The organism is Carboxydocella sp. ULO1, assembly GCF_002049255.1.
Lineage (GTDB): Bacteria > Bacillota.
In genome coordinates, this window is the sequence record NZ_BDLQ01000125.1 from 125490 (window position 1) to 146788 (window position 21299).

Sequence of the window (21299 nt, forward strand, 5' to 3'; positions counted from 1 at the left end):
CTCCCGCTTACTTAATGAAATTGTTCACAGGTTTATAAGTAGGATTTTAGCAGAAAACAGCGAAATAATAAAGTTAGATGGCAAGGAGGTCATGAATAAAGTGGAAATATTAGCTCAGGTTTTGCGCAACGGACTTGAAGAGAGTGTTCATACCGGACATATTGTAGTTACTGACCACAATGGAACTATCCTTGCGGCTGTCGGAAACCCTGACTATAAAACTTTCTGGCGTTCAGCAGCCAAGCCAATACAGGCTCTGGCGGTAATCGAAGCAGGCGCAGTGCAAACCTTTGACCTGGAACCGGCGGAAATAGCTTTGCTTTGTGCCAGTCATAATGCTGAGCCGGAGCATATCCGGGTAGCTCAGCAGTTGGCTGCCAAAATCCAGGCTGATGTAACAGAACTGCATTGCGGTTTACATTACCCAACCCATCGGCCAACAGCTCAAGAAATGCGGCAGCGGGGAGAACAACCCCAGCCCTGGCACTCCAACTGTTCGGGCAAGCACCTGGGCATGCTGGCCCTGGCTCGTTGTAAGGGTTGGGATACCCAGGGGTACTGGCTGCCTGAACATCCCGTTCAGCAAGAGATGCTTAATATGGTAAGTAACTATACGGACCAGGCGGTAACAGATATTGGCCTTGGGGTTGATGGCTGCGGGGTGCCGGTCTTTCATTTGCCCCTTAAAAGTATGGCAATGGCTTATGCTCGACTGGTTTCGTCTCAGCGCACTTATGTGGCTGATACAGTAGTAAGGGCAATGATCTCCTCTCCTTACTATGTCGCAGGTAGTGACAGGATATGTACTGATTTGATGCAGGTTACCCGGGGGCGTTTACTGGCCAAATCGGGATATGAAGGAGTCTATTGCGTCGGCCTGGTTGACCAGGGCCAGGGCCTGGCGCTAAAAATCGCAGATGGTAATCCGCGGGCCCTGGGGCCGATATTAATCGAGGCCTTACAACAGCTGGGCTGGTTGACTTCTACCGAGAAAAATAAACTGGCTTCCTACTGGCAAGTTGAAGTTAAAAATTTTCATAATGCTGTAGTTGGGACCATCAAGCCGGTATTTAAACTGGCTTTTCACAGATAAAAACATCAAAGGGGAGGAACAAAAGATGACGGTAGAAAAACTGGCAGGCAAAATTCAGAAGGAGCTGGGTGAGCTGGTTGATCTGGACTGGCAGGATCCGGACCTGGAACGGATTCTGACGCGTCTGATGCGGCATGCCAAACAGGTAGGTGACAGCCAGCTGCAGCAAAAAGTACTTACCTATTATAATGATTATTTGTTTCTAATTGGTGAAGTTTAATATTTGGAGGCCAGCGTTTGGGGGTAGACGCTGGCCTTTTCTCTGGTAAAATAAAAATCCCCATCTTAGGGGATTTAGTTTGCAGATTTGGTGCGGACAAGAGGACTTGAACCTCCACGGGCGTGAGCCCACTAGAACCTGAATCTAGCGCGTCTGCCAATTCCGCCATGTCCGCATGTATTATATTTTATGGTGGAGGAGGTAGGATTCGAACCTACGAAGGCGTCAGCCGGCAGATTTACAGTCTGCTCCCTTTGGCCACTCGGGAACTCCTCCGTGAGACATTTGAAATTATAACGCACTCTTGCTGCTTCGTCAAGCAGGAAAATCATTTTTTTTGTAGAAATTTTGTTTGGAGGTGATAGGAATGAAAAAAAGAAAATATACATTAGCTATTGTAGTAGTCATAACACTAATCGGAATTGGTCTCCTTTATTATTTTTTGGGGCTGAAGCAGCCGCAACAGGTTAAAGAGGAAAAAGTGCCTGCAATTACTATGGGTCAAATCATACTCTACAATCAGGGCAATGATATCATTATGGGCAGTGACCACCCCCTTTATCCTAAAGTCAAGAAGTTGTTAGAAGAAGCTGTCTATTTTGCGGAAGCTGGCCAGTTCAAGAATGCTATCATACCCGAAGGGGATGTAACAGATCCAGCTAAAGCCAAAGAGATTATGAAAAACAGCGGCGGCTTGCCTCCCAATATTAATGTGGTCAAGAGTGCTGTACCTTCCTTTGGCGCTTTTCTGATGGATGTTCAGCAACTCCAAAACCGCAACAAGTTAAAAATCAACGGTGATCATATCGTAGTGGCAATAGGTGGGAAGAGTGCAGGAACACTCTTTGTCAGAAAGAGTTTTGAAGACCAGAACTGGCAACTATATCAGGTTCCCAGACCCATCATTATGAAAATGGTGGAAGTGGTACGAGCTAAATAATGGACTGGTAGTCATATTGAGCTGGACTGGCTTATATATATGTTAACGAAGTAGGACGATAAAGGGGGCCAGTCTATGCTCAGAAATAAAACTGGATTATTTGTTTTGTTATTATTGTACCTGGCTTTGGCTCAACCGGTTCTGGCGAATCCGCCTGATGAGGAAAAAAGGCAGGCAGAAGAAAGACGTTTACAACACACAATCATCATTGACATTACCGGTGACAGTAAAAAAATCAGCAATTTATCGGCGGTTAGAGCTTTAGCCGGGGAAGGTATTTGGCTACAAATACCTGATCCCGATAATGTGCGAGATATGAAACCCGCAGCTGAACTGCAGGCATATCTTTATCTGGCCGATTCCCTTTACAGTAACCAGGAGGCTACTCAAGCTTATGACAAGATTGTTCAGGATGCGTCTGAGGAAATCCTCAACCGGGCTAAAGTTTCCTGGGCAGCCGAAAAACCGGAGTTTTTGAAGGTTCAACTTGTTGCCAGCAGTCAACATTTGAGCAGATTAAACAAGCAATTGCTGAATCTCTATGGCTCAATCTACCAGGCTGGCGTCTGGCCCGGAACGCTGTTAGTAATAAATATTAAAGACTCAAGCAATTACCTGTCAATCTGGAAAGGGCCTGGGCTTATGCCTCGTGACCAGAGTTTAATATTACCGGGAGAAATCTACAATCAGGTACTGGAGGCCTGGGTAAATCGACGGCTGTCAAGTCCACCGTTACCGTCGCTGGCATTAGGACAGAATAGTGAACTGCGGTTATGGCAGAAAGAAATTTCCCTCTGGCAACAATCTCTGGCCCGGGTTTACGAGATGCTGGCTGAAAAAGAAAAAGTAATCAGAGACAACGAGACTACTATAAAAAACATTGCCACTCAGCAGGCCAACTGGCAACAAAGGGAACGGGAGCTGCACAATAGATTAACTAAAAATTTGAGGCAAATCCTGTTCTGGCGCGGTGTAGCAGGAGCGCTGATTATTCTTTCTATTTTGTTGTTAATTGTTGAATACAGGATACTCCGAAAAAGATATTTGCTTTTTTAGCCCGCAAGTGCGGGTATCTTTTCTTTTTGTATTTATTTTCAGAATTTTTTGGGAACTAGCAGGGAATTAACAATTTGTGTCGAAATATAATTATTAATAACCCGACCTGACCATTTGTATAACAGAAACAACATTTCAAGATTATTTTTCAACACCTAGCAGGATTTTTGTTGACAACGACGAAATAATTAAGTTAATATTATTAGAAATTTTCTGAAATAGGGGGGTGATGGAATGAAGCTAGCCATCTCAGGAAAAGGCGGAGTAGGTAAAACGACGATTGCATCAACGCTGGTAAGGATTTTTGCTGAAGATCATCCCCGGGTTTTTGCCATTGATGCTGACCCTGATGCCTGTTTGGCCCAGGGGGTTGGCATCGAGCGCCAGGTTGCTCAGGAACACCGGCCGGTCATCGAACTGAAGGAAATCATCGATGCCAAGAACGCCGGCGGGGGCGCTTTTTTCACCTTGAATCCAGATGTGGATGAGATTCTGGAGGAGTATTGCCTGAAAAAGGACAATATTAACTTTTTGCGGATGGGGGGCTTGAAAAAAGGCGGTGAAGCCTGTTATTGTAAAGAAAACAGTTTTCTTAATTCTGTTGTTAATTCCCTGTTGCTGGACAGAAATGATGTGGTTATCCTGGATATGGGGGCCGGTATAGAACATTTATCCCGGGGCACAGCCCGTGGAGTGGATGCCATGCTGGTAGTGGTAGAACCTTCCCTGAACAGTGTCGGCACTGCTCTGCAGGTGAAGAAAATGTCCGAAGATCTGGGAATTAACCGGGTTTATTTTATCGGTAATAAAGTCAGAACTGAGAAGGAAAAAGAGTTTTTAAGCAGTAAACTGCCTCAGGATTTATTGTTAGGTATTATTCCCTATGATGACGAGGCTGTGGACACTGCGATGGAAGACGGGGTTGCCATCAGCCCGCAAGGGATTATCTATAAAACTTTAAAAGAGATTAAGAAAAGGCTGGAGGAGGAGGTAGGGAACAGGGATATTTAATTAGCATGGTTTTAACCTGTAACAAACGATTAAGGAGGTTTGGAAGGGAATGAGCGAACAAAAAAAGTCCATTGACCCCGGTGTGTTGCAGATGCTGAGCCGGGCTAGTGAATTGAACATTTTTACCGCTTTTGATCGGGCCAAAGCCCAGTCGCCTCAGTGTGGTTTCGGCAGTAATGGTATTTGTTGCCGGATTTGTATCCAGGGCCCGTGTCGGATTATGCCCAAAAAACAGGGTGGCAACAAGGGTATTTGTGGAGCTACTGACTATACTATTGTGGCTCGTAACCTGGTACGCGCAGTAGCGGGTGGTGCATCTGCTCACTCCGATCATGGTCGGCATATTGCAATGGCATTACTGCATGTTGCTGAAGGCAAGACCAAGGACTATGAAATTAAGGATATCAACAAACTGAAGAAAATCGCCGCAAGAATCGGTATCGAAACCGAAGGGAAAACCCCTGAGCAACTGGCCAAGGAAGTGGCTCTGGCAGCTCTGGAAGATTATCAGCGACTCAGCGGTTTCGGTGAGGCCACCTGGGTTAAAACAACTGTTACCGAAGGCCGGGTCAAGAAACTGCGGGAAACCAAGACCATGCCTGCAGGTATCAATAGTGCTATCGTAGAACTGTTAAGCCAGACTCACATGGGTATGGATGCTGATCCTGTATCCATTATCTTTGGTGGTCTGAAAGCTGCTATGGGTGACTATACCGGCATGCATATCAGTACTGATCTGTCTGACGTGATTTTCGGCACTCCTGTCCCCACTGTCACTGAAGCTAACCTGGGGGTAATCAAGGAAAACAAAGTCAATATCGCTGTTCACGGTCACAACCCCCTCTTGAGTGAACTGATTGTCCGGGCTGCCAAGGAAATGGAAGCTGAAGCCAAAGCTGCCGGGGCTGAAGGCATCAACTGTGTAGGTATCTGCTGTACCGGTAACGAGGTTCTGATGCGCCAGGGTGTGCCCATTGCCACTAGCTTTGGCTCTCAGGAACTGGCCATTATGACCGGGGCCTTAGATGCCATGGTAGTAGATGTTCAGTGTATTATGCCCGGCTTGCAGGCGGTCTGTGAATGCTTCCATACCAAATTGATTACTACTTCCGATATCGCCAAGATTCCTGGTGCCTATCATGTTTATTTCAATGAAGAAGATGCCATGGAAAATGCCCGCAAGGTTATCCGTCTGGCCATTGAAAACTACAAAGAAAGAGATGGTCAAAAGGTCTATATCCCGCAAATCAAGAACAAGGTTGTCGGTGGCTGGAGTCTGGAGGCATTACTGGAGATTTTCGCTGCCATCAATCCCGAGCGTCCGATCAGTGTCTTAACTGATGCCATTTTGAATGGTGAAATCAAGGGTGTGGCGCTTTTCGCCGGTTGTAACAACCTGAAAGGTGTGCAGGATGAAAAACACATTGGCGTGATTAAGAAAATGGTAGCCAATGATGTGTTCGTAGTGGCAACAGGCTGTTCAGCGCAAGCTTTTGCTAAACATGGCCTGCTGAACGGTGAGGCGGTTGAGGAATTTGCCGGTCCTGGCCTGAAGGCTTTCCTGAATCGCTTGAATGAAGCCAATGCCGGTAAGATCAGCGAAAAGCTTCCTTTGGTTTTCCATATGGGTTCCTGTGTTGATAATAGCCGGGCCAGCGACTTGTTGATGCTGATGGCGGATGAACTGGGGGTAGATACACCAAGAGTTCCCTGGGTGGCATCTGCGCCTGAGGCTATGAGTGAGAAGGCCATTGCCATTGGTAGCTGGTGTGTAACTCTGGGCATGCCTGTTCATGTCGGTACCCTGGTTCCTGTGGAAGGCTCCAAACTGGTCTATGGAGTGGTCACCAATATCGCTGAAGATGTCTTTGGTGGCTACCTGATTCTGGAACAGGATTATGAAAAGGCTGCTGAAAAGATGCTGAACAAACTGGAAGAACGGGCATGGCGTCTGCGCATCCGCAAAAAGGCTTTGGCCCAGGCTGCTGAACTGGCTGGTAAGTAACATCTCAACAGCCCATATTGGAAGGTAAGGAGGAGGAAAGATGTCACAGACTTTGTTTAAAGATGCATATGAGGGAGCGATAATCGCTCTTGGCTATGCGAAAATTTTGCTGGACAAAGCTCTGCAGGAGTATGGTCCGGAAGCGCCTATCGCCTATCCGGATACGGCCTATAAATTGCCGGTTATGCTCTCCCTGAGCGGGGAAGAAGTGACCAAACTGGGTGATCTGCCGCCTATTCTGAGCCGGGTGGAAAACCAGTACCTGAGAGAGGCTCTTACTTTTGAAAATGCCAAACTGGCCGGAGAAGCCACCCTCTATGCTGCCGAAGTAATTGAGGCTATTAAGTATGTTAACGGCAATGATCCCTATGCGGGTGACTATTTCACCGGTTTCCTCAATGACCGGATTTTGCGGAAATTCGGTGTACCTCTGGTTGACTTTACTATTCCCGGGGTTGCAGTTATTGTCGGTAAGGCCCGCAGTACAGAAGAGCTGGCTGCAATGATCAAGGACCTGCAATCCAAAGGCATGATGTTGATGCTGTGCAATGAAGTGATCGAACAGTGTATTGAGGCCGGCATCAAACTGGGTACAGATTATATTGCTTTCCCGCTGGGGGATTTCACTCAGGTTATTCATGCTGTTAACTTCGCCTTGCGCGCTGGTCTGGCTTTCGGGGGTATCAAACCTGGCCGCCGGGAAGAAATGCTGGACTACCAGGCTCGCCGGGTTCGTGCTTTCGTCCTCTTCCTGGGCGAACTGGATCAGGTGCGGATTGCTGCCGGTTTTGGTGCCATTGACCTCGGTTTCCCCTGCATCACCGACCAGGATCTGGAGGAAGAGCTGCCTGACTGGTTTGTGACTGAAAAGGATTACAAGAAAATGGTCCAGGTGGCCATGGAACTGCGGGGCATCAAGCTCAAAATCGTGGATATTCCCGTACCGGTCACCATCGGTCCTGCCTTCGAAGGGGAATCCATCCGTAAGAAAGATATGTATGTGGAATTCGGCGGTGGCCGTAAGCCTGGCTTCGAACTGGTGCGGATGATGCCACTGGATGATGTGGAAGACCATAAGATCGAACTGATTGGACCTGATGTGGATCAGATGGAAGAAGGCAAGGCCTATCCTATCGGAATTATTGTCGATGTAGCTGGCCGCAAGATGCAGGAAGACTTCGAGCCAGTGCTGGAAAGACGGATCCATTACTTCATCAACTATGGTGAAGGTCTCTGGCACGTGGCCCAGCGGGATCTGTGCTGGTTGCGGATCAGCAAGGGCGCTTATGAGAAAGGCTTCCGTATGAAGCATTTCGGGGAAATCCTCTATGCCAAGTTTAAGTCCGAGTTTCCGGCCATCGTCGACCGGGTGCAGGTAACCATTATCACTGATGAGGAAAAAGTTGTGGAAATGCGGGAAGTGGCCCGGGAGAAATATGCCAAGCGGGATGCTCGCTTGCGGGAGCTGACCGACGAAGGTGTAGATACCTTCTACAGCTGTACTCTGTGTCAGTCCTTTGCTCCTACCCACGTTTGCGTGGTTGCTCCCGAACGGGTTGGTCTCTGTGGTGCGGTTAGCTGGCTGGATGCCAAGGCTGCCTATGAGATTAACCCCCATGGTGCTAACCAGCCCATTCCCAAGGGTGAGTGTGAAGACCCGATTAAAGGTCGCTGGAAGTCTTTCGATGAGTTTATTTTCAACAACTCCCAGCGCACAATTGAGCATGTTAACTTCTATACCATTATGGAATACCCCATGACTTCCTGTGGTTGCTTTGAAGCCATTCTGGCCATTGTGCCTGAGTTGAATGGTATCATGGTGGTTAACCGGGAGCATGCCGGGGAAACTCCTTGTGGTATGACCTTCTCCACCCTGGCAGGTACCTGCGGTGGTGGCGCTCAGTTGCCTGGTTTCATGGGGATTGGTAAGTCCTATATGCTTTCCAAGAAATTCATTCCTGCAGATGGCGGATTGGCCCGGATTGTTTGGATGCCCAAAGAATTGAAGGAACAGATGAGAGAGCAGCTGGCTGAAAGGGCTGAAGAACTGGGGCTGGGCCGAGACTTTGTTGACAAGATCGCTGACGAAACAGTGGGTACCACCCCGGATGAAATCCTGCCCTTCCTGGAAGAAAAAGGCCATCCGGCCCTGACCATGGATCCGCTGTTCTAAGTCAAAGATTGTTTGGGGTCGGGAGGGGGATAGACCTCTCCTGACTCCATTAAAATAAAGATTGGAAAGGGGTTTAGAGAATGGCATTAACCGGTCTGGAGATTTACAAACAGTTGCCTAAAAAGAATTGTAAAGAATGTGGGCAACCGACATGTTTGGCCTTTGCTATGCAGCTGGCCGCTGGTAAAGCTTCCCTGGAAGCATGTCCCTATGTAAGTGATGCTGCTAAAGAATTCCTGGGTGCAGCTTCTGCTCCTCCTATCGCTCTGGTTAAAATCGGAACCGGTGAAAAGGAACTGTCCATTGGTAATGAAACTGTCCTGTTCCGTCATGATAAGCGGTTCGAACATCCCACTGGCATTGCTATTGAAGTCTACGATGACATGAGTGCTGAAGAAATTGCAGCGAAAGTGGATGCTATCAACAAGCTGGTCTTTGACCGGGTTGGTCAGATTCACGAAGTGGATCTGGTGGCTGTAGTGAACCGCTCTGGTGATGCCGGCAAATTCGTAGAAGCTGTTAAAGCCGTTCAGGGCGCAACCAAGTACCCGCTGATTCTGATTTCTTCTGACGTTAATGCTATGGGCCAGGCCCTGGAAGTAGCTGCAGCTGGCAAGCCCCTGGTTTATGCTGCTACTGCTGAAAACTATGAAGCGATGACTGAACTGGCCAAGAAATATCAAGTGCCGTTGGCTGTAAAAGGCAGTAACCTGAATGAACTGGCTGAACTGGTAGAAAAGGTAACTGCTCTTGGATGGAAAGAACTGGTCATCGACTCCGGCGCCAGGGAAGTAGCTCAGGCTCTTGGTGATCTGACCCAGATCCGCCGTAAGGCCCTGAAAGAAAAGTTCCGTCCTTTTGGCTATCCGGCGATTGCCTTTGCCAGCAATCCTGAGAACCCCTTGCAGGAAGCCATCGATGCGGGAGTATATATTGCAAAATATGCCGGTATTGTGGTTATCAGCAGTGCCGATCCGGCTGTGGTATTACCGCTGATCACTCTGCGGCTGAACATTTACACTGACCCGCAGAAGCCGATTGCGGTAGAAGCTAAAATCTATGAAATTGGCAATCCTGGTCCGGATGCTCCTGTCTTCATCACCACTAACTTCTCGCTTACTTATTTCTGCGTAGCCGGTGATGTGGAAGCTTCCCGGGTACCTGCTTATGTAATACCCATTGATACAGATGGGATCTCCGTGTTGACAGCCTGGGCGGCAGGCAAATACTCACCTGAAAAGATTGCCGAAGATCTGAAAAACCTGGGCATTAAGGACAAGATCAACCATAACAAGATTATCATTCCTGGGCACGTTGCCGTTCTCTCCGGTAAGCTGGCGGAATTGTCCGGATTTGAAGTTATCGTCGGTCCGCGGGAATCCTCCGGTATACCTTCTTTCTTGAAACAGCGCTGGAATTAGGAGATGAAATAAAACATGGACCTGCATCGTGTCTACTTTCTGCCTGACGGCGTTGAAGTACAAGTCGAAGCGGGCACTACCATCTGGAAAGCCGCTCAGAAGGCAGGCCTGGCCATTAAAAGCACCTGTGGCGGTCAGGGGACCTGTGGTCGTTGTGCGGTGATTGTCCAGTCCGGTAAAGTGGAACGGGGGGCAACAGCCAATCTCTCACCACAGAAACTGAATGAGGGTTGGGTATTAGCCTGCCAGGCTAAAGTTCAAGATAACATAGTTGTTGAAATTCCTCTGGAAAGCCGTCTGGCAGAACATCAGGTGTTGACATCTGATGAAAAAAGGGCTGGTACCCTGACCGAGCAGGAAATAGATGAAAAAAGATGGTCTGGACCTGGGCTGATTTGGCGGCAAACGGTTAAGCTTTCACCTCCAAGCTTGACAGACAATACAGATGACTGGAGCCGCCTGCTGACACTACTGCGCAAGCAGACTGAAAATAGCAACATCCAGATCCGTTTGTCAGCCCTGGCTCAATTAGCCCAGGCATTACGGGAGGGGAATTGGGAGGTAACGGTGACTCTGGCTTTAGGAGCCGGGGTAACGGAAGTGGTTGACATATCTCCGGGACAGAATAATTCTCCTCTGTACGGAATTGCCGTTGACATTGGTACTACCACGGTAGTAGTACAGCTAATCAACCTCATCACCGGCGAGAGGTTAGATGTTAGAGGAACGTATAATCGTCAGGCCAAGTTCGGCGATGATGTAATCAGTCGAATTGTGCATGCGGTTGAAGTCAACGGCGGACTGGAGGAGCTAAAAGAAGCAGTTCGGTCAACGATTAATGAACTGGTACAGGGATTGTGCCGGAAAAACGGCATAAGCCCTACGGAAATCAAAGCGGTCGTATGTGCTGGCAACACTACCATGACCCATTTATTGCTGGGCATTGACCCCAATTATATCAGATTGGAACCATATATCCCCACCATCAATTTTGTACCGCCTATCCGAGCCAAGGAGCTGGATTTACTGGTTGATCCGGAAGCCTGGGTTCATGCATTGCCCAGTATAGCCAGTTATGTCGGTGGCGATATAACTTCCGGTGTGCTGTACACAGGCATGGCTGAACAACAGGAATTAACCCTCCTGATTGATATCGGTACCAATGGCGAAATGGTGCTGGGAAATGAGGATTGGCTGATTGCCTGTTCCTGTTCCGCAGGTCCGGCTTTTGAGGGAGGCGGTATCAAGTTTGGTATGCGGGCAATGTACGGAGCAATCGAGCGGGTCGAAATCGGTAGTGACGGGAAGGTAAAATTGAAGACCATCGGCAATGGCAAGCCCGTGGGTATTTGCGGCTCAGGATTGATTGACTGCATTGCCCGCCTGCGGGATGCCGGAATTATTGACCGGACTGGCAAGTTTGCCAATCTAAAACATCCGCGGGTAAGACAGGGAGAAGAAGGACCGGAATTTGTTTTAGCATGGGCAGAGGATAGTGGGATAGAACAAGATATAACCATTTCGGAAGCAGATATAAAGAACCTCATTCGTTCTAAAGGAGCGATTTTCGCCGGTATTCGGGTAATGCTGGGAATGGTAGATCTGCCATTAGAAGCGGTAGATCGAATTCTGATCGCTGGTGGCTTTGGTAACTATCTCAACATAAAAGATGCGGTTACCATCGGCCTCCTGCCGGATTTACCGGAAGAAAAGTACAGGTTCATCGGCAATAGCTCCTTGAAAGGAGCCTGCCTGGCCCTCACTTCCCAGGCGGCTCGAGCCAAAGTCGACGAGATTGCAGCTAAGATGACTTATCTGGAATTAAGTGTGGGTAATACTTTTATGGATGAATTCGTTTCGGCGCTATTTTTGCCACACACTGATTTGTCTTTATTCCCTTCTATTGAGCAGAAACATAAATAAATCCGAAAGGAGCGGGTGAAATGGCTGTTACCATCCTGAAAGAACGCTGGACTTCCAAAGTCGCGGAAGTCACTATCGGCGAAGGGCCTAAAGCAGTTAAAGTTGGTGGAGACTCCACCTTACCCTATCTGACTTTTGAAGGGCAAGTTCCTAATGCTCCGGTAGTTGCACTGGAAGTATCTGATGTCTATCCGGAAGATTGGCCGGAAATCCTGAAGAACGCCTGGGGAGATGTACTGTCTGATCCCGTGGCCTGGGCGAAAAAGGCCGTTGAATTTGGTGCTGATGCGGTGGCATTGCGCCTGGATAGCGCGCATCCTGACAAAGGCAATGCCAGCGCTGAAGATGTAGCCAGAACTGCCAAGGCGGTTGCAGATGCTATCGATGTACCCTTGATTGTCCTGGGCTGTGGGGTTGAAGAAAAGGACGCAGAAATTTTCCCCACTGTGGGGGAAGTGCTGCAAGGCAAAAACTGCCTGATTGGCTGCGCCACTCAGGAAAACTACAATTCCATCGTAGCTACTGCCCTGGTTAATGGTCATTCTGTAATTGCTTCATCTCCGCTGGACATTAACCTGGCCAAGCAGCTGAACATTCTGATTACAGAAATGAATCTGCCTTCTGACCGGATTGTTATAGACCCATTGATCGGTGCTCTGGGCTATGGTATTGAATATGCTTACTCCATTATGGAACGGGCCCGTTTGGGTGCTCTGACCGGTGACAAGATGCTGGCCATGCCCATCATCTGCTTTGTTGGTCAGGAATCCTGGAAGGCCAAGGAAGCCAAGGATGAAGGTTCTCCTGAAGGTTATGATTGGGGCGGACAATATACCCGGGCTATCCTGTGGGAAGTTATGACCGCTACCACACTGCTTCAGGCAGGGGGGCATCTCTTCCTCATGCGGCATCCTGATTCCCTGAAACAGTTTAAGGACCATGTTGCTGCTATCAGCAAGGGTGCACAATACTAAAAGAAAGGCCTTGGGCCGGGAGAAAAAGGGAGGTTTACTGAATGTTTGAAATTATCGGTGAAAGAATTAATGGTTTGTTCAAGGATATTCGGCAGGCTGTTGCTGAACGGGACCCCAAACCCATTGAAATGTGGGCCATCAAGCAGTACGAAGGGGGCGCCCACTGGCTGGATATCAACACCGGACCCATTGCCAGTCAGGAAGAACAGGCAGAAATCATGGCCTGGATGGTAAAAACTGCCCAGAGTGTGGTTGATTTGCCGGTTGCTATCGACTCTACTTCCGTACTGGCTATTGAGGCTGGCTTAAAGGCTGCCAAAGGCAAAGCCATGATCAACTCAACCACCGCTGAACAGGCGAAAATGGATGCCCTGTTCCCGCTGGCCAAGCAGTTTGAAGCAGCTATTATCTGTTTGGCCATGAATGAAAAAGGTGTACCCAAGGATGCTGAGTCCCGAATCGCTCTTGCCGGAGAACTGGTGGTCAATGCTGATGCTTATGGCATTCCTATGACTGACCTCTATATAGACCCCCTCATTCTGCCGGTGAATGTGGCTCAGGACCATGTGCCGGAAGTGCTGGAAACCTTGCGTCAAATCAAGATGCTGGCCAGTCCCGCACCGCGGACTACTATAGGCCTGTCCAATGTGTCCCAGAAGAGCCCCAACCGGCCCTTGATAAACCGTACTTTCCTGGTCATGGCCATGGCTGCCGGCCTGGATTCCGCCATCATGGATGCCAATGATAATGACCTGGTGGATGCAGCAGCTACTGCCAGCATTCTGTTGAACCAGACCATTTACTGTGATTCTTACCTGAAAATATTCCGCCAGCGCTAAGAGGCGGGTGGTTGATGAGAGCTTCCCATCCCCGGGAAGCTCTCTACCTCTATGGTTCAACTTGAGGTTAGAAGGAATTGAGGTGTGTCGGAGGGATGAGGGAAAAGATTGCGGTTAATCAGGATGTGGTAATCATTGGCGGGGGCATTTCCGGCATGGAAACTGCTGCTGCGCTTAGACGCCTTGGCCACCGGGTATTTTTAGTGGAAAAAAGCGATCAGCTGGGAGGGGTTTTTGCCGAACTGGCTTCACTGGTAGAAACCAGGGAAAAACCAGCTGAAATTGTTGAAAAATTAAAAAAACAATTACTTACTGATAGTGATGTGGCTGTTTTCCTGCAGAGCCAGGTAGTTGACTGTTTTGGTGTAGCAGGAAATTTCCGGGTACTGATTTCCGGGCCTCAGGGTCAGCAGGCCATTAATGCCGGGGCTGTTGTAATTGCCATTGGCCTCCAGACGGTACTCTGCCCGGCCAAATATGGTGGTTTGGGAATGAATGACCGGGTTTTAGGGCTGCTGGGCCTGGAAAAGGCCATAAAACAGACAGAGGTCAAGGGGCAGACCTATGTTTTCATCCTGGGCAAAACTACGGAAAATTTCTATATGCCCTATATTTCCACCTTGAAAAATGCCCTTCTTTTGCGGGAGACCTATCACAAAGATGTGCATGTATTTACCAAAAACATGAAGGTGGCCCAGGAAGGACTGGAAGAGTTATTTGGCCGGGCCAGGGCAGCGGGAGTAAATTTTTACCGTTATGAAAAGGATGTGCAAATTATTAAGCAGGGGGATAAGATCGAGGTAGCCTATCAGGATCCCTTCCTGCAGACTACAGGGAATAGCTTCAAGGTGGCGGCTGACTGGCTGATTATTCCGGAAGAGATTGTGCCCAACGAGGATGCCAGGGTTTTAGGACAGATTTTCCGTATTAGGCTGGATGCCTATGATTTCCGGGGTGAAGATAATGTTCATATTGGTCCACAGTTCACTTCCCGGGAAGGTATATATGTAGTTGGAAATACCCATGCTCCCAGCACTTACCAGGCGATTTTGATGGATGCGGCTCTGGTTGCGGGGGAAATTCAGCAAAAGCTGCCTGCTGCTGAAGTGGAAGTAATAGCAAACTATCCCAGAGTAGAGGCGGCAAAGTGTGTTGTTTGCCTAACCTGTTATCGCTGTTGCCCGCATGGTGCCATTGAAATTAAACATGATTATGCCAGCTATAACAACCTGTATGGTTCGGTGGCTTATATGAATCCTATTGCCTGCAGAAGGTGTGGAATCTGTGCGGCTGAATGTCCAGGTAAGGCCATTACCATGCCAGGCTATGAGGACCAGGAAATTCTGGGACAGTTAAAGGAGGCGGTAAACTGATGGCCAGGATAATTGCATTTTGCTGTGAAAATTCCGGTTGGCTGGCCTATCAGTCGGCCCGACCCAATTTGTCCTCCCAACTGAAGGTCAAAGCTATCAAACTACCCTGTTCAGGGAGGCTGGATGTGCTTTACCTCTATAAGAGCCTGGCAGCAGCTGATGGGGTAATGGTGCTGGCCTGCCAGAAAGAGAACTGCAAGTTCCTTCGGGGTAATAACCGGGCAGAACAGCGCTGGCAGGGAGTGGCCAAGATGCTGGCCTCTATGGGCGTAAATGCGGAAAGAATGGCTTTTGTCAATCTGGCAGCTAATATGGGCCCTCAACTTGCGGAAGAAATACTGGCTTTTGCTCAACGTTTGGCAGCCTTAGGGGATAAGCCGGGGAAGGTGGTAAATAAATGATAGTAGCTGATCGTAAACCATTGGAAGAGATCTTACAGTCTGTCTCCAATTATAAAAAGATTTTATTACTGGGTTGCCGGGGCTGTGTGACTGTCTGCCTGGCCGGTGGTGAAAAGGAAGTAGGTATACTGGCAGAACAGCTACGCCTGGCCCGGCAGGAAAACGGGCAACCTTTAGAAGTTTTAGAGGCTACGGTAGAAAGACAATGCGATTATGAATTTATAGACCAGGTCAGGGAAATGGTACCGGAAGTTGAGGCTATCCTTTCCACTGCCTGTGGTGTAGGGGTGCAGGGGGTTGCAGAACGATTCCCGGCGGTAAGGGTGCATCCGGCCCTGAATACCAAGTTTATGGGCATTAACCTCAAAGTAGGGGAATGGGCGGAAAGATGTCTGGGTTGTGGCAATTGCGTACTCAGCATTACCGGAGGAGTTTGTCCTATCGCCCGTTGTTCCAAAAACCTGCTCAATGGTCCCTGTGGCGGTTCCCAAAACGGTAAATGCGAAATCTCCAAAGATATTGATTGTGGCTGGCAGCTTATCCATGACCGTTTACAGCGCCTGGGTCTGGTGGAGCGCTTGCTGGAAATTCAGCCACCGAAAGACTGGACTACAGCCCGGGATGGAGGGCCGAGAAAACTGGTAAGGGAGGAACTGTACCTTGAAAGCGGGGAGTAAACTGGAACAACTGTTACGCAGGGGCGAGTTTGTGGTTTCCGGTGAGATTGGGCCACCGAAAAGCTGTGATGCCAATGTAATCAAAAAACACGGAGAGCACTTACGCAATGCCGCTGATGCTTTCAATTTAACAGATAACCAGACGGCGATCGTACGGATGTCTTCTATAGCTGCCGGCAAAATCCTGGTTGATATGGGAATTGAGCCCATTATCCAGATGACCTGCCGGGATCGGAACCGCATCGGATTGCAGTCAGACGCCCTGGGGGCGGCAGCTCTAGGGATAAAGAATATTCTTTGTCTGTCCGGTGACCATCAGCGTTTTGGTAATCACCCCATGGCCAAGAACGTCTGGGATCTGGATTCCATTCAGCTTTTACAGACTCTGGATGGAATGCGTAAAGGCTATTTCCAGTGCGGGGAACAGATGAAAAGCGAGCCTCCCAAGTTCTTCCTTGGCTGTGCAGCTAACCCCTTTGCTGACCCCTTTGAATTTCGGGTAACCCGTCTGGAGAAAAAAATCAATGCCGGTGCCGATTTTGTCCAAACCCAGTGTATTCTGGATATGGAACGGTTTGAGCGCTGGATGGAGCTGGTACGAGAACGGGGATTACATGAAAGGGCCTATATTCTGGCCGGCGTAATGCCGATTAAGTCTGCCAAGGCGGCCAGATATATGCAGAAAAATGTGGCAGGGATGATGGTTTCGGAGGAAATCTGTCAGCGCCTGGAAAAGGCGGAGGATGTAAAGGAAGAAGCTGTTAATCTGGTGGTTGAGCAGATTAAGTATTTACGCAATATGAAGGGAATTGCCGGGGTACACATTATGGCGGTCGCCTGGGAAGAGATTATTCCGACCATTGTGGAGAGGGCAGGACTTTTGCCGCGCCCGACTATTTAGAGCCGGCAAGGAGGGAGTAAAGTGAGTAACAATAACTTGCTGGTGATAGGAAGCGGTATTGCCGGTCTGACAGCTGCCCAGGCGGCAGCTAAAAATGGTTTTACCGTTCATCTGGTAGAAAAGGATGGGGTCCTGGGCGGTAAGGCGGCCACCTATGCCTGCAAAGCGACAAACAACTGTGCTAAATGTTCTGCCTGTCTGGTCTTGCAGGCCAGAGCAGCAGTGGAGGCTGAAGAAGGAATTAAGGTCTATCTGCATAGCCGTGTCAGCCGCTGCGGGGGACAACCTGGCAACTACCAGGTGCAACTCAAGACTCCGGCCGGGGAAGTGGAAATCCAGGTAGCCGGAATTATCGTAGCAGCCGGATTCTCTCCTCTGGCTCCTGAAAAGCGGGGTGAGCTGGGCTTAGGCTGGCAGCGGGGAGTGATTTCGGCTCTGGAGCTGGAACAGGCTCTGGCCAGGGAAGGGAAGTTTGTCAAAGCCTATCCCGGAGTGCAGAAAATCGGGTTTGTTCAATGCGTAGGCAGCAGGGATCTGGCTTTAGGCAATGAATATTGTTCTCAGGTTTGCTGCATGTATGCTCTGCGTTTGGCCCGCAAGATCAAGCATGAGCTTCCAGATTCTGAGATCGCAGTTTTTTACATGGATATTCAAACTTTTGGCCGCAGTTTTGACAAGTACCTGAAGGAAATTAAGGAAGTAGCTCAGATTAAACTGGTCCGGGGCATTCCTGCTAAAGTATTTTCCTTCCCTTATGAAAAGGTGACAGTACGTTATACTGATTCCCTGTCCGGAAGAGTAGAAAGCGAGCAATTTGATTTGCTGGTATTATCTACTGCTATTACTCCTGAAAATGAGCTGACTGAACTGGCCCAAACCCTGGGGATTGAACAGAACCGGTTTGGTTTTCTGGCCAATCTGGAGCCAGGAAATTACCAGAGCTCGAAAAAAGGGATTTATGTCTGTGGCACCTGTCAGGGACCGAAAAGTATCAGTGACAGCATAGCACAGGCCAGGGCGGTTGTAGGGCAGTTGCTAACTGACCTGGCTGCAAGATAAAGGGTGAGGGTCCCTTGCTTTTTCCAGGGTAATCTTTTATAATATAGCTAAACAAAGGGGGTTGCTGTACCTAACTTGGGCGAATAAGGAGGAAACAACATGCGGATTATTTTCAGCAAGAGTGGCGAACATTTGCCGTATATTCTGGCCAGTGCCGTCTGGCATTACTTGCAGCACTCCGATAAAATTCTTAATTCCACTCATGATCAGGAAGAAATCGCAAAAATTCTGGCTGAGCAGAAAATAATCAAAGAAGTTATAAATCCAGCCGTGAAAAACCCGGTGGAAGGGGAACGGTTTGCGGTTGAATGTGAAGATGCTGCTCTGATCAATCTGCTGGTGCGCATTTTACAATACTATCTGGATGAAACCAAGGATATCCTAAAAACCATAGAAGATCCGGAAATCACCAAACGGTGCCTGTTAGATGTGGAAATTATTGAAAAAGAACTGATTACAGCCATCAAGATTGCTGGTTAGACGAAGCCTGTGTGCTTCGTCTTTTAATTTGCGGGAAAAGTGGCAGGAATTTATTCAAGTGGTGACGAATTAGTTTTAGTAGGTTGGAGAGGGGGAGCGTAGCGATGGAAAAAATTGCAGTCAGAGACTTGCAGCCTGGAATGATCATGGCTGAAAGCATACTAGGAGACAATGGTATGATTCTGGTAGCTGAAGGTACGGTATTAACTGAAAGTTTGATTAATCGGCTTCAGAATATGGCGCTCTCCCAGGTGGCTATTTGCTCCCCGGGCACATTGATCACAGAAGCAGGAGAAGTCCTGGTTGATAAAGTTTTACAGATGGCACAAGGGGTGCTGGATAAATATATACCGGTACGACTTTATCAAGAGCGGGAAAATATAGAAGGGATCTATCAAAATGCGCGCTATTACCTGGAAAAAGTCATCAAGAATGAAAAAGTCAGTAAGTTTTATCTTGATTTAAGAGCCATCGATGATTTTACTTTACAGCATTCCATCAATGTGGCGGTTTTTTCCGCCCTGGTAGGGGTAGGGATGCATCTGACCCCTGAAATGATGGAAGAAATGGTTACAGCGGCCTTGCTTCATGATATTGGGCGTACCAGGATGGAGCCGGAACTGTTACAACAAGATCTGGAAAATCCCTTACAAGTAAATCCAGTCTGTGCAGAGCATACCAATATTGGCTATAAAATACTTAGAGAAGAAGGGTTTTCGCCAGCGATTGCCAGGGTGGCTTTGTACCATCATGAACGCTGGGATGGCAGCGGTTTTCCTCAGCATCTAAAAGGAGAAAAAATTGACTTATTTTCTCGAATTATAATGGTTGCCGATGTTTTTGATACCTATACCGGTCCTTTAGGGGGTAAGATGCGTTGTTTACCCCATGAAGCTATTGAATTTTTGTACGGTGGCGGAAATCTTTATTTTGATGCCCGGGCAGTAAAGGCTTTTATCCAGTTTATTCCGGTATATCCTCTGGGGACGGTAGTGCAGTTGAGCAGTGGGGAAATTGGAATTGTGGTTAATGTAGAGAAGAATGTGGCCACTCGCCCCATTATTAAGGTTTGTTATGACAAAAACAAACAAAAGCTGGCGGCCAGCTATCAACTTGATTTAGGTCTGGAAAAAACCACATTTATAACGAAAGTTTTATGGTAGGGTGAGGGTAAATGGACATCAATATTACCGCCAGTTTTGCAGCGGAGTTGACTGGCAATGGCAACATCAGTATTCCTGCCCTTTTATTGAAAGGCTTAGGACCACTGGATATAACTCCCGAGCAATTTCTGGTAATTACTTTGCTGCTTTATTTTCGACAGCAGCAAAATTTTTTTCCGACATCCCAGGAGCTGTCTGAGCTTTCGGGGCTATCGGAGACTACCGTTCAGCAGACGCTGGCCACGTTGATCGAAAAAAAGTTGCTGAGCATTAAACCCAAATTTATTGTTGCCAGGCAGGCACTGGAAGAAGAATATTCTCTAGAGCCGCTTTATCAGGCCCTGGTTAGTATTTGGGCCATTGAAAGAAAACAGGAACTGGCAGCGATTAAGCAAAAACTGCTGGAGGATCAGAAACAGGATCTGGTAGCCTTAGGACGTTTATTTGAACAGGAATTTGGTAGACCCCTTTCGGCCATGGAAATGGATCAGATTGCCAACTGGGTAATAACCGAGGGCTACGAACAGGATCTGGTGGTAGAGGCATTAAAACGCGGGATTTTACGCGGGGTACGCAACCTGAAATATATTGATAAAATCCTGCTTGACTGGCGCAATCGCGGCCTGGATAGCCTGGCTAAAGTCAAGGCGTTTGAAGAACAAATCGCCAGACAAAAACTGGGAGGTAAAGAACGTATCCGCAAAGAAAAACCGGTTGAACCGGCTCCAGATAGCAAATATGAACAGGTCTGGACCTAAGGAGGGACGGGAATGGAACCTGTGGGCTCGATTTTGCAGAAAAGGATAAGGGAACTGGGTGCCTATATTAATAAAAACAAGCAACCGAAAGAAATAAAGTATAAATGTGAACTCTGTCAGGATAGGGGCATCATTTTACTGGATGATTCAACTGGAAAGGTCTGTGATTGTACTGGTTTCCAGAAAGAACGTCAGGACCACCTGTTTCGCTTTTTAGCGGAAGCGGACTGGGAAAATTTTGACCTGAGTTTTTATCGCAGTGATAAGATTGAGCCTGGTAGCAAACTGGCCTATCGCCAGCTGGCTGAACAGGCTCTTAGTAGTGCCCGCGATTTTGTTAACCAGGTTGTCCAGGGATGCGCTGGCGATGGCCTGGTGATATATGGTCCCGTGGGAAGTGGCAAAACTCTGCTGGCAGCCTGTATTGCCAGGGACTTAATCAGGCAAGGCAAAAATGTAGTATTTCTAATTGTGCCGGAGCTGCTGGATGATATTAAAGCCACTTTCTATGATGATGAGAACGGGGAAAGCAAAATCATGATTCAGGCCAAGCAAGCTGAGATTCTCATTTTGGATGACCTGGGGGCCCATAACTATTCCGAATGGGTACGGAATAAACTATATTCTATTATTAATTACCGCCTTCTCAATCATTTACCGACAGTGGTTACTACCAATTTTACTTTGCCGGAACTGGATAAATATATCGGTGAAAGGACTACTTCCCGGCTAGTGCAAATGTGTAAGGGTGTCAAGCTGGCGGTGGATCTTGATATCAGGTATCAAATCAGGCGCATAAAGGAGAGGAAAAAGAGATAAATTAGGAGAGGAA

At 48.1% G+C, this 21299-nt stretch carries 20 protein-coding genes and 2 tRNA genes; 20 read left to right on the plus strand and 2 right to left on the minus strand.

All coding sequences use genetic code 11. From position 1 onward, the window contains the following. Window positions 1-91 precede the first annotated feature (91 nt). Both ULO1_RS13130 and ULO1_RS13135 read left to right on the plus strand, forming a co-directional pair. Window positions 92-1093, plus strand: a complete 1002-nt coding sequence (locus tag ULO1_RS13130) for an asparaginase (RefSeq protein ID WP_079906177.1) — start codon at window positions 92-94, stop codon at window positions 1091-1093. A gap of 25 nt (window positions 1094-1118) precedes the next feature. Beyond that, window positions 1119-1313, plus strand: coding sequence for a hypothetical protein (locus ULO1_RS13135; RefSeq protein WP_079906176.1), 195 nt, complete (start codon window positions 1119-1121; stop codon window positions 1311-1313). 88 nt (window positions 1314-1401) lie between these two features. Here ULO1_RS13135 and ULO1_RS13140 read toward each other — a convergent pair. Both ULO1_RS13140 and ULO1_RS13145 read right to left on the minus strand, forming a co-directional pair. Further along, window positions 1402-1488 (minus strand) — tRNA-Leu (locus ULO1_RS13140). A 15-nt stretch (window positions 1489-1503) separates the two neighbouring features. Continuing rightward, a tRNA-Tyr gene (locus ULO1_RS13145) sits at window positions 1504-1589 on the minus strand. Window positions 1590-1680: 91 nt separating this feature from the next. Between ULO1_RS13145 and ULO1_RS13150 the strand changes: the two genes are divergently transcribed. The 18 genes from ULO1_RS13150 (at window position 1681) to ULO1_RS13235 (ending at window position 21286) form a co-directional block, all read left to right on the plus strand. Further along, entirely contained in the window at window positions 1681-2253 is a 573-nt protein-coding gene (locus tag ULO1_RS13150; RefSeq protein WP_078666682.1) for a hypothetical protein, read from the plus strand. Window positions 2254-2328: 75 nt separating this feature from the next. Then, window positions 2329-3309 carry a hypothetical protein gene (locus ULO1_RS13155; RefSeq protein WP_079906175.1) on the plus strand — a complete coding sequence of 327 codons (981 nt, stop codon included), beginning with the start codon at window positions 2329-2331 and terminating at the stop codon, window positions 3307-3309. 234 nt (window positions 3310-3543) lie between these two features. Next, the gene (locus tag ULO1_RS13160) at window positions 3544-4320 is read left to right on the plus strand and encodes an AAA family ATPase (protein WP_078665806.1); all 777 of its coding nucleotides are present in this window, start codon (window positions 3544-3546) and stop codon (window positions 4318-4320) included. Between the two features lie 49 nt (window positions 4321-4369). After that, window positions 4370-6325 (plus strand): anaerobic carbon-monoxide dehydrogenase catalytic subunit, encoded by a 1956-nt coding sequence (gene cooS / locus ULO1_RS13165; RefSeq protein WP_079906174.1) that lies wholly within the window; start codon window positions 4370-4372, stop codon window positions 6323-6325. Window positions 6326-6365: 40 nt separating this feature from the next. Next, window positions 6366-8498 carry an acetyl-CoA decarbonylase/synthase complex subunit alpha/beta gene (acsB, locus tag ULO1_RS13170; RefSeq protein ID WP_078665808.1) on the plus strand — a complete coding sequence of 711 codons (2133 nt, stop codon included), beginning with the start codon at window positions 6366-6368 and terminating at the stop codon, window positions 8496-8498. A gap of 80 nt (window positions 8499-8578) precedes the next feature. Beyond that, window positions 8579-9919: an acetyl-CoA decarbonylase/synthase complex subunit gamma gene (acsC, locus tag ULO1_RS13175; RefSeq protein WP_078665809.1), complete on the plus strand. Its 1341-nt coding sequence runs from the start codon at window positions 8579-8581 to the stop codon at window positions 9917-9919. A gap of 15 nt (window positions 9920-9934) precedes the next feature. Further along, window positions 9935-11842, plus strand: coding sequence for an ASKHA domain-containing protein (locus tag ULO1_RS13180; RefSeq protein WP_079906173.1), 1908 nt, complete (start codon window positions 9935-9937; stop codon window positions 11840-11842). Between the two features lie 20 nt (window positions 11843-11862). Continuing rightward, a complete protein-coding gene (locus ULO1_RS13185; protein ID WP_078665811.1) occupies window positions 11863-12816 on the plus strand; it encodes an acetyl-CoA decarbonylase/synthase complex subunit delta in 954 nt (317 codons plus the stop codon). 41 nt (window positions 12817-12857) lie between these two features. Beyond that, window positions 12858-13655, plus strand: coding sequence for a methyltetrahydrofolate cobalamin methyltransferase (locus ULO1_RS13190; protein ID WP_078665812.1), 798 nt, complete (start codon window positions 12858-12860; stop codon window positions 13653-13655). A gap of 95 nt (window positions 13656-13750) precedes the next feature. After that, window positions 13751-15028 carry an FAD-dependent oxidoreductase gene (locus ULO1_RS13195; protein WP_079906172.1) on the plus strand — a complete coding sequence of 426 codons (1278 nt, stop codon included), beginning with the start codon at window positions 13751-13753 and terminating at the stop codon, window positions 15026-15028. Further along, a complete protein-coding gene (locus ULO1_RS13200) occupies window positions 15028-15429 on the plus strand; it encodes a hydrogenase iron-sulfur subunit (RefSeq protein WP_078665814.1) in 402 nt (133 codons plus the stop codon). Before ULO1_RS13195 ends, ULO1_RS13200 begins: the two co-directional genes overlap by 1 nt. Continuing rightward, on the plus strand, window positions 15426-16106 hold the full coding sequence (locus tag ULO1_RS13205) for a methylenetetrahydrofolate reductase C-terminal domain-containing protein (protein ID WP_078665815.1): 681 nt from the start codon (window positions 15426-15428) through the stop codon (window positions 16104-16106). Before ULO1_RS13200 ends, ULO1_RS13205 begins: the two co-directional genes overlap by 4 nt. Next, on the plus strand, window positions 16090-17007 hold the full coding sequence (locus tag ULO1_RS13210) for a methylenetetrahydrofolate reductase (RefSeq protein ID WP_078665816.1): 918 nt from the start codon (window positions 16090-16092) through the stop codon (window positions 17005-17007). Before ULO1_RS13205 ends, ULO1_RS13210 begins: the two co-directional genes overlap by 17 nt. A gap of 21 nt (window positions 17008-17028) precedes the next feature. Further along, window positions 17029-18066, plus strand: a complete 1038-nt coding sequence (locus tag ULO1_RS13215; RefSeq protein WP_079933747.1) for an FAD-dependent oxidoreductase — start codon at window positions 17029-17031, stop codon at window positions 18064-18066. A gap of 99 nt (window positions 18067-18165) precedes the next feature. Next, complete coding sequence (locus ULO1_RS13220) at window positions 18166-18546, plus strand: hypothetical protein (protein ID WP_078665818.1); 381 nt, start codon at window positions 18166-18168, stop codon at window positions 18544-18546. 104 nt (window positions 18547-18650) lie between these two features. Continuing rightward, a complete protein-coding gene (locus ULO1_RS13225; protein WP_079906170.1) occupies window positions 18651-19709 on the plus strand; it encodes an HD-GYP domain-containing protein in 1059 nt (352 codons plus the stop codon). Window positions 19710-19720: 11 nt separating this feature from the next. After that, window positions 19721-20467, plus strand: coding sequence for a DnaD domain protein (locus ULO1_RS13230; RefSeq protein ID WP_078665820.1), 747 nt, complete (start codon window positions 19721-19723; stop codon window positions 20465-20467). A gap of 12 nt (window positions 20468-20479) precedes the next feature. Then, window positions 20480-21286 carry an ATP-binding protein gene (locus ULO1_RS13235; RefSeq protein WP_079906169.1) on the plus strand — a complete coding sequence of 269 codons (807 nt, stop codon included), beginning with the start codon at window positions 20480-20482 and terminating at the stop codon, window positions 21284-21286. Window positions 21287-21299: the final 13 nt, after the last annotated feature.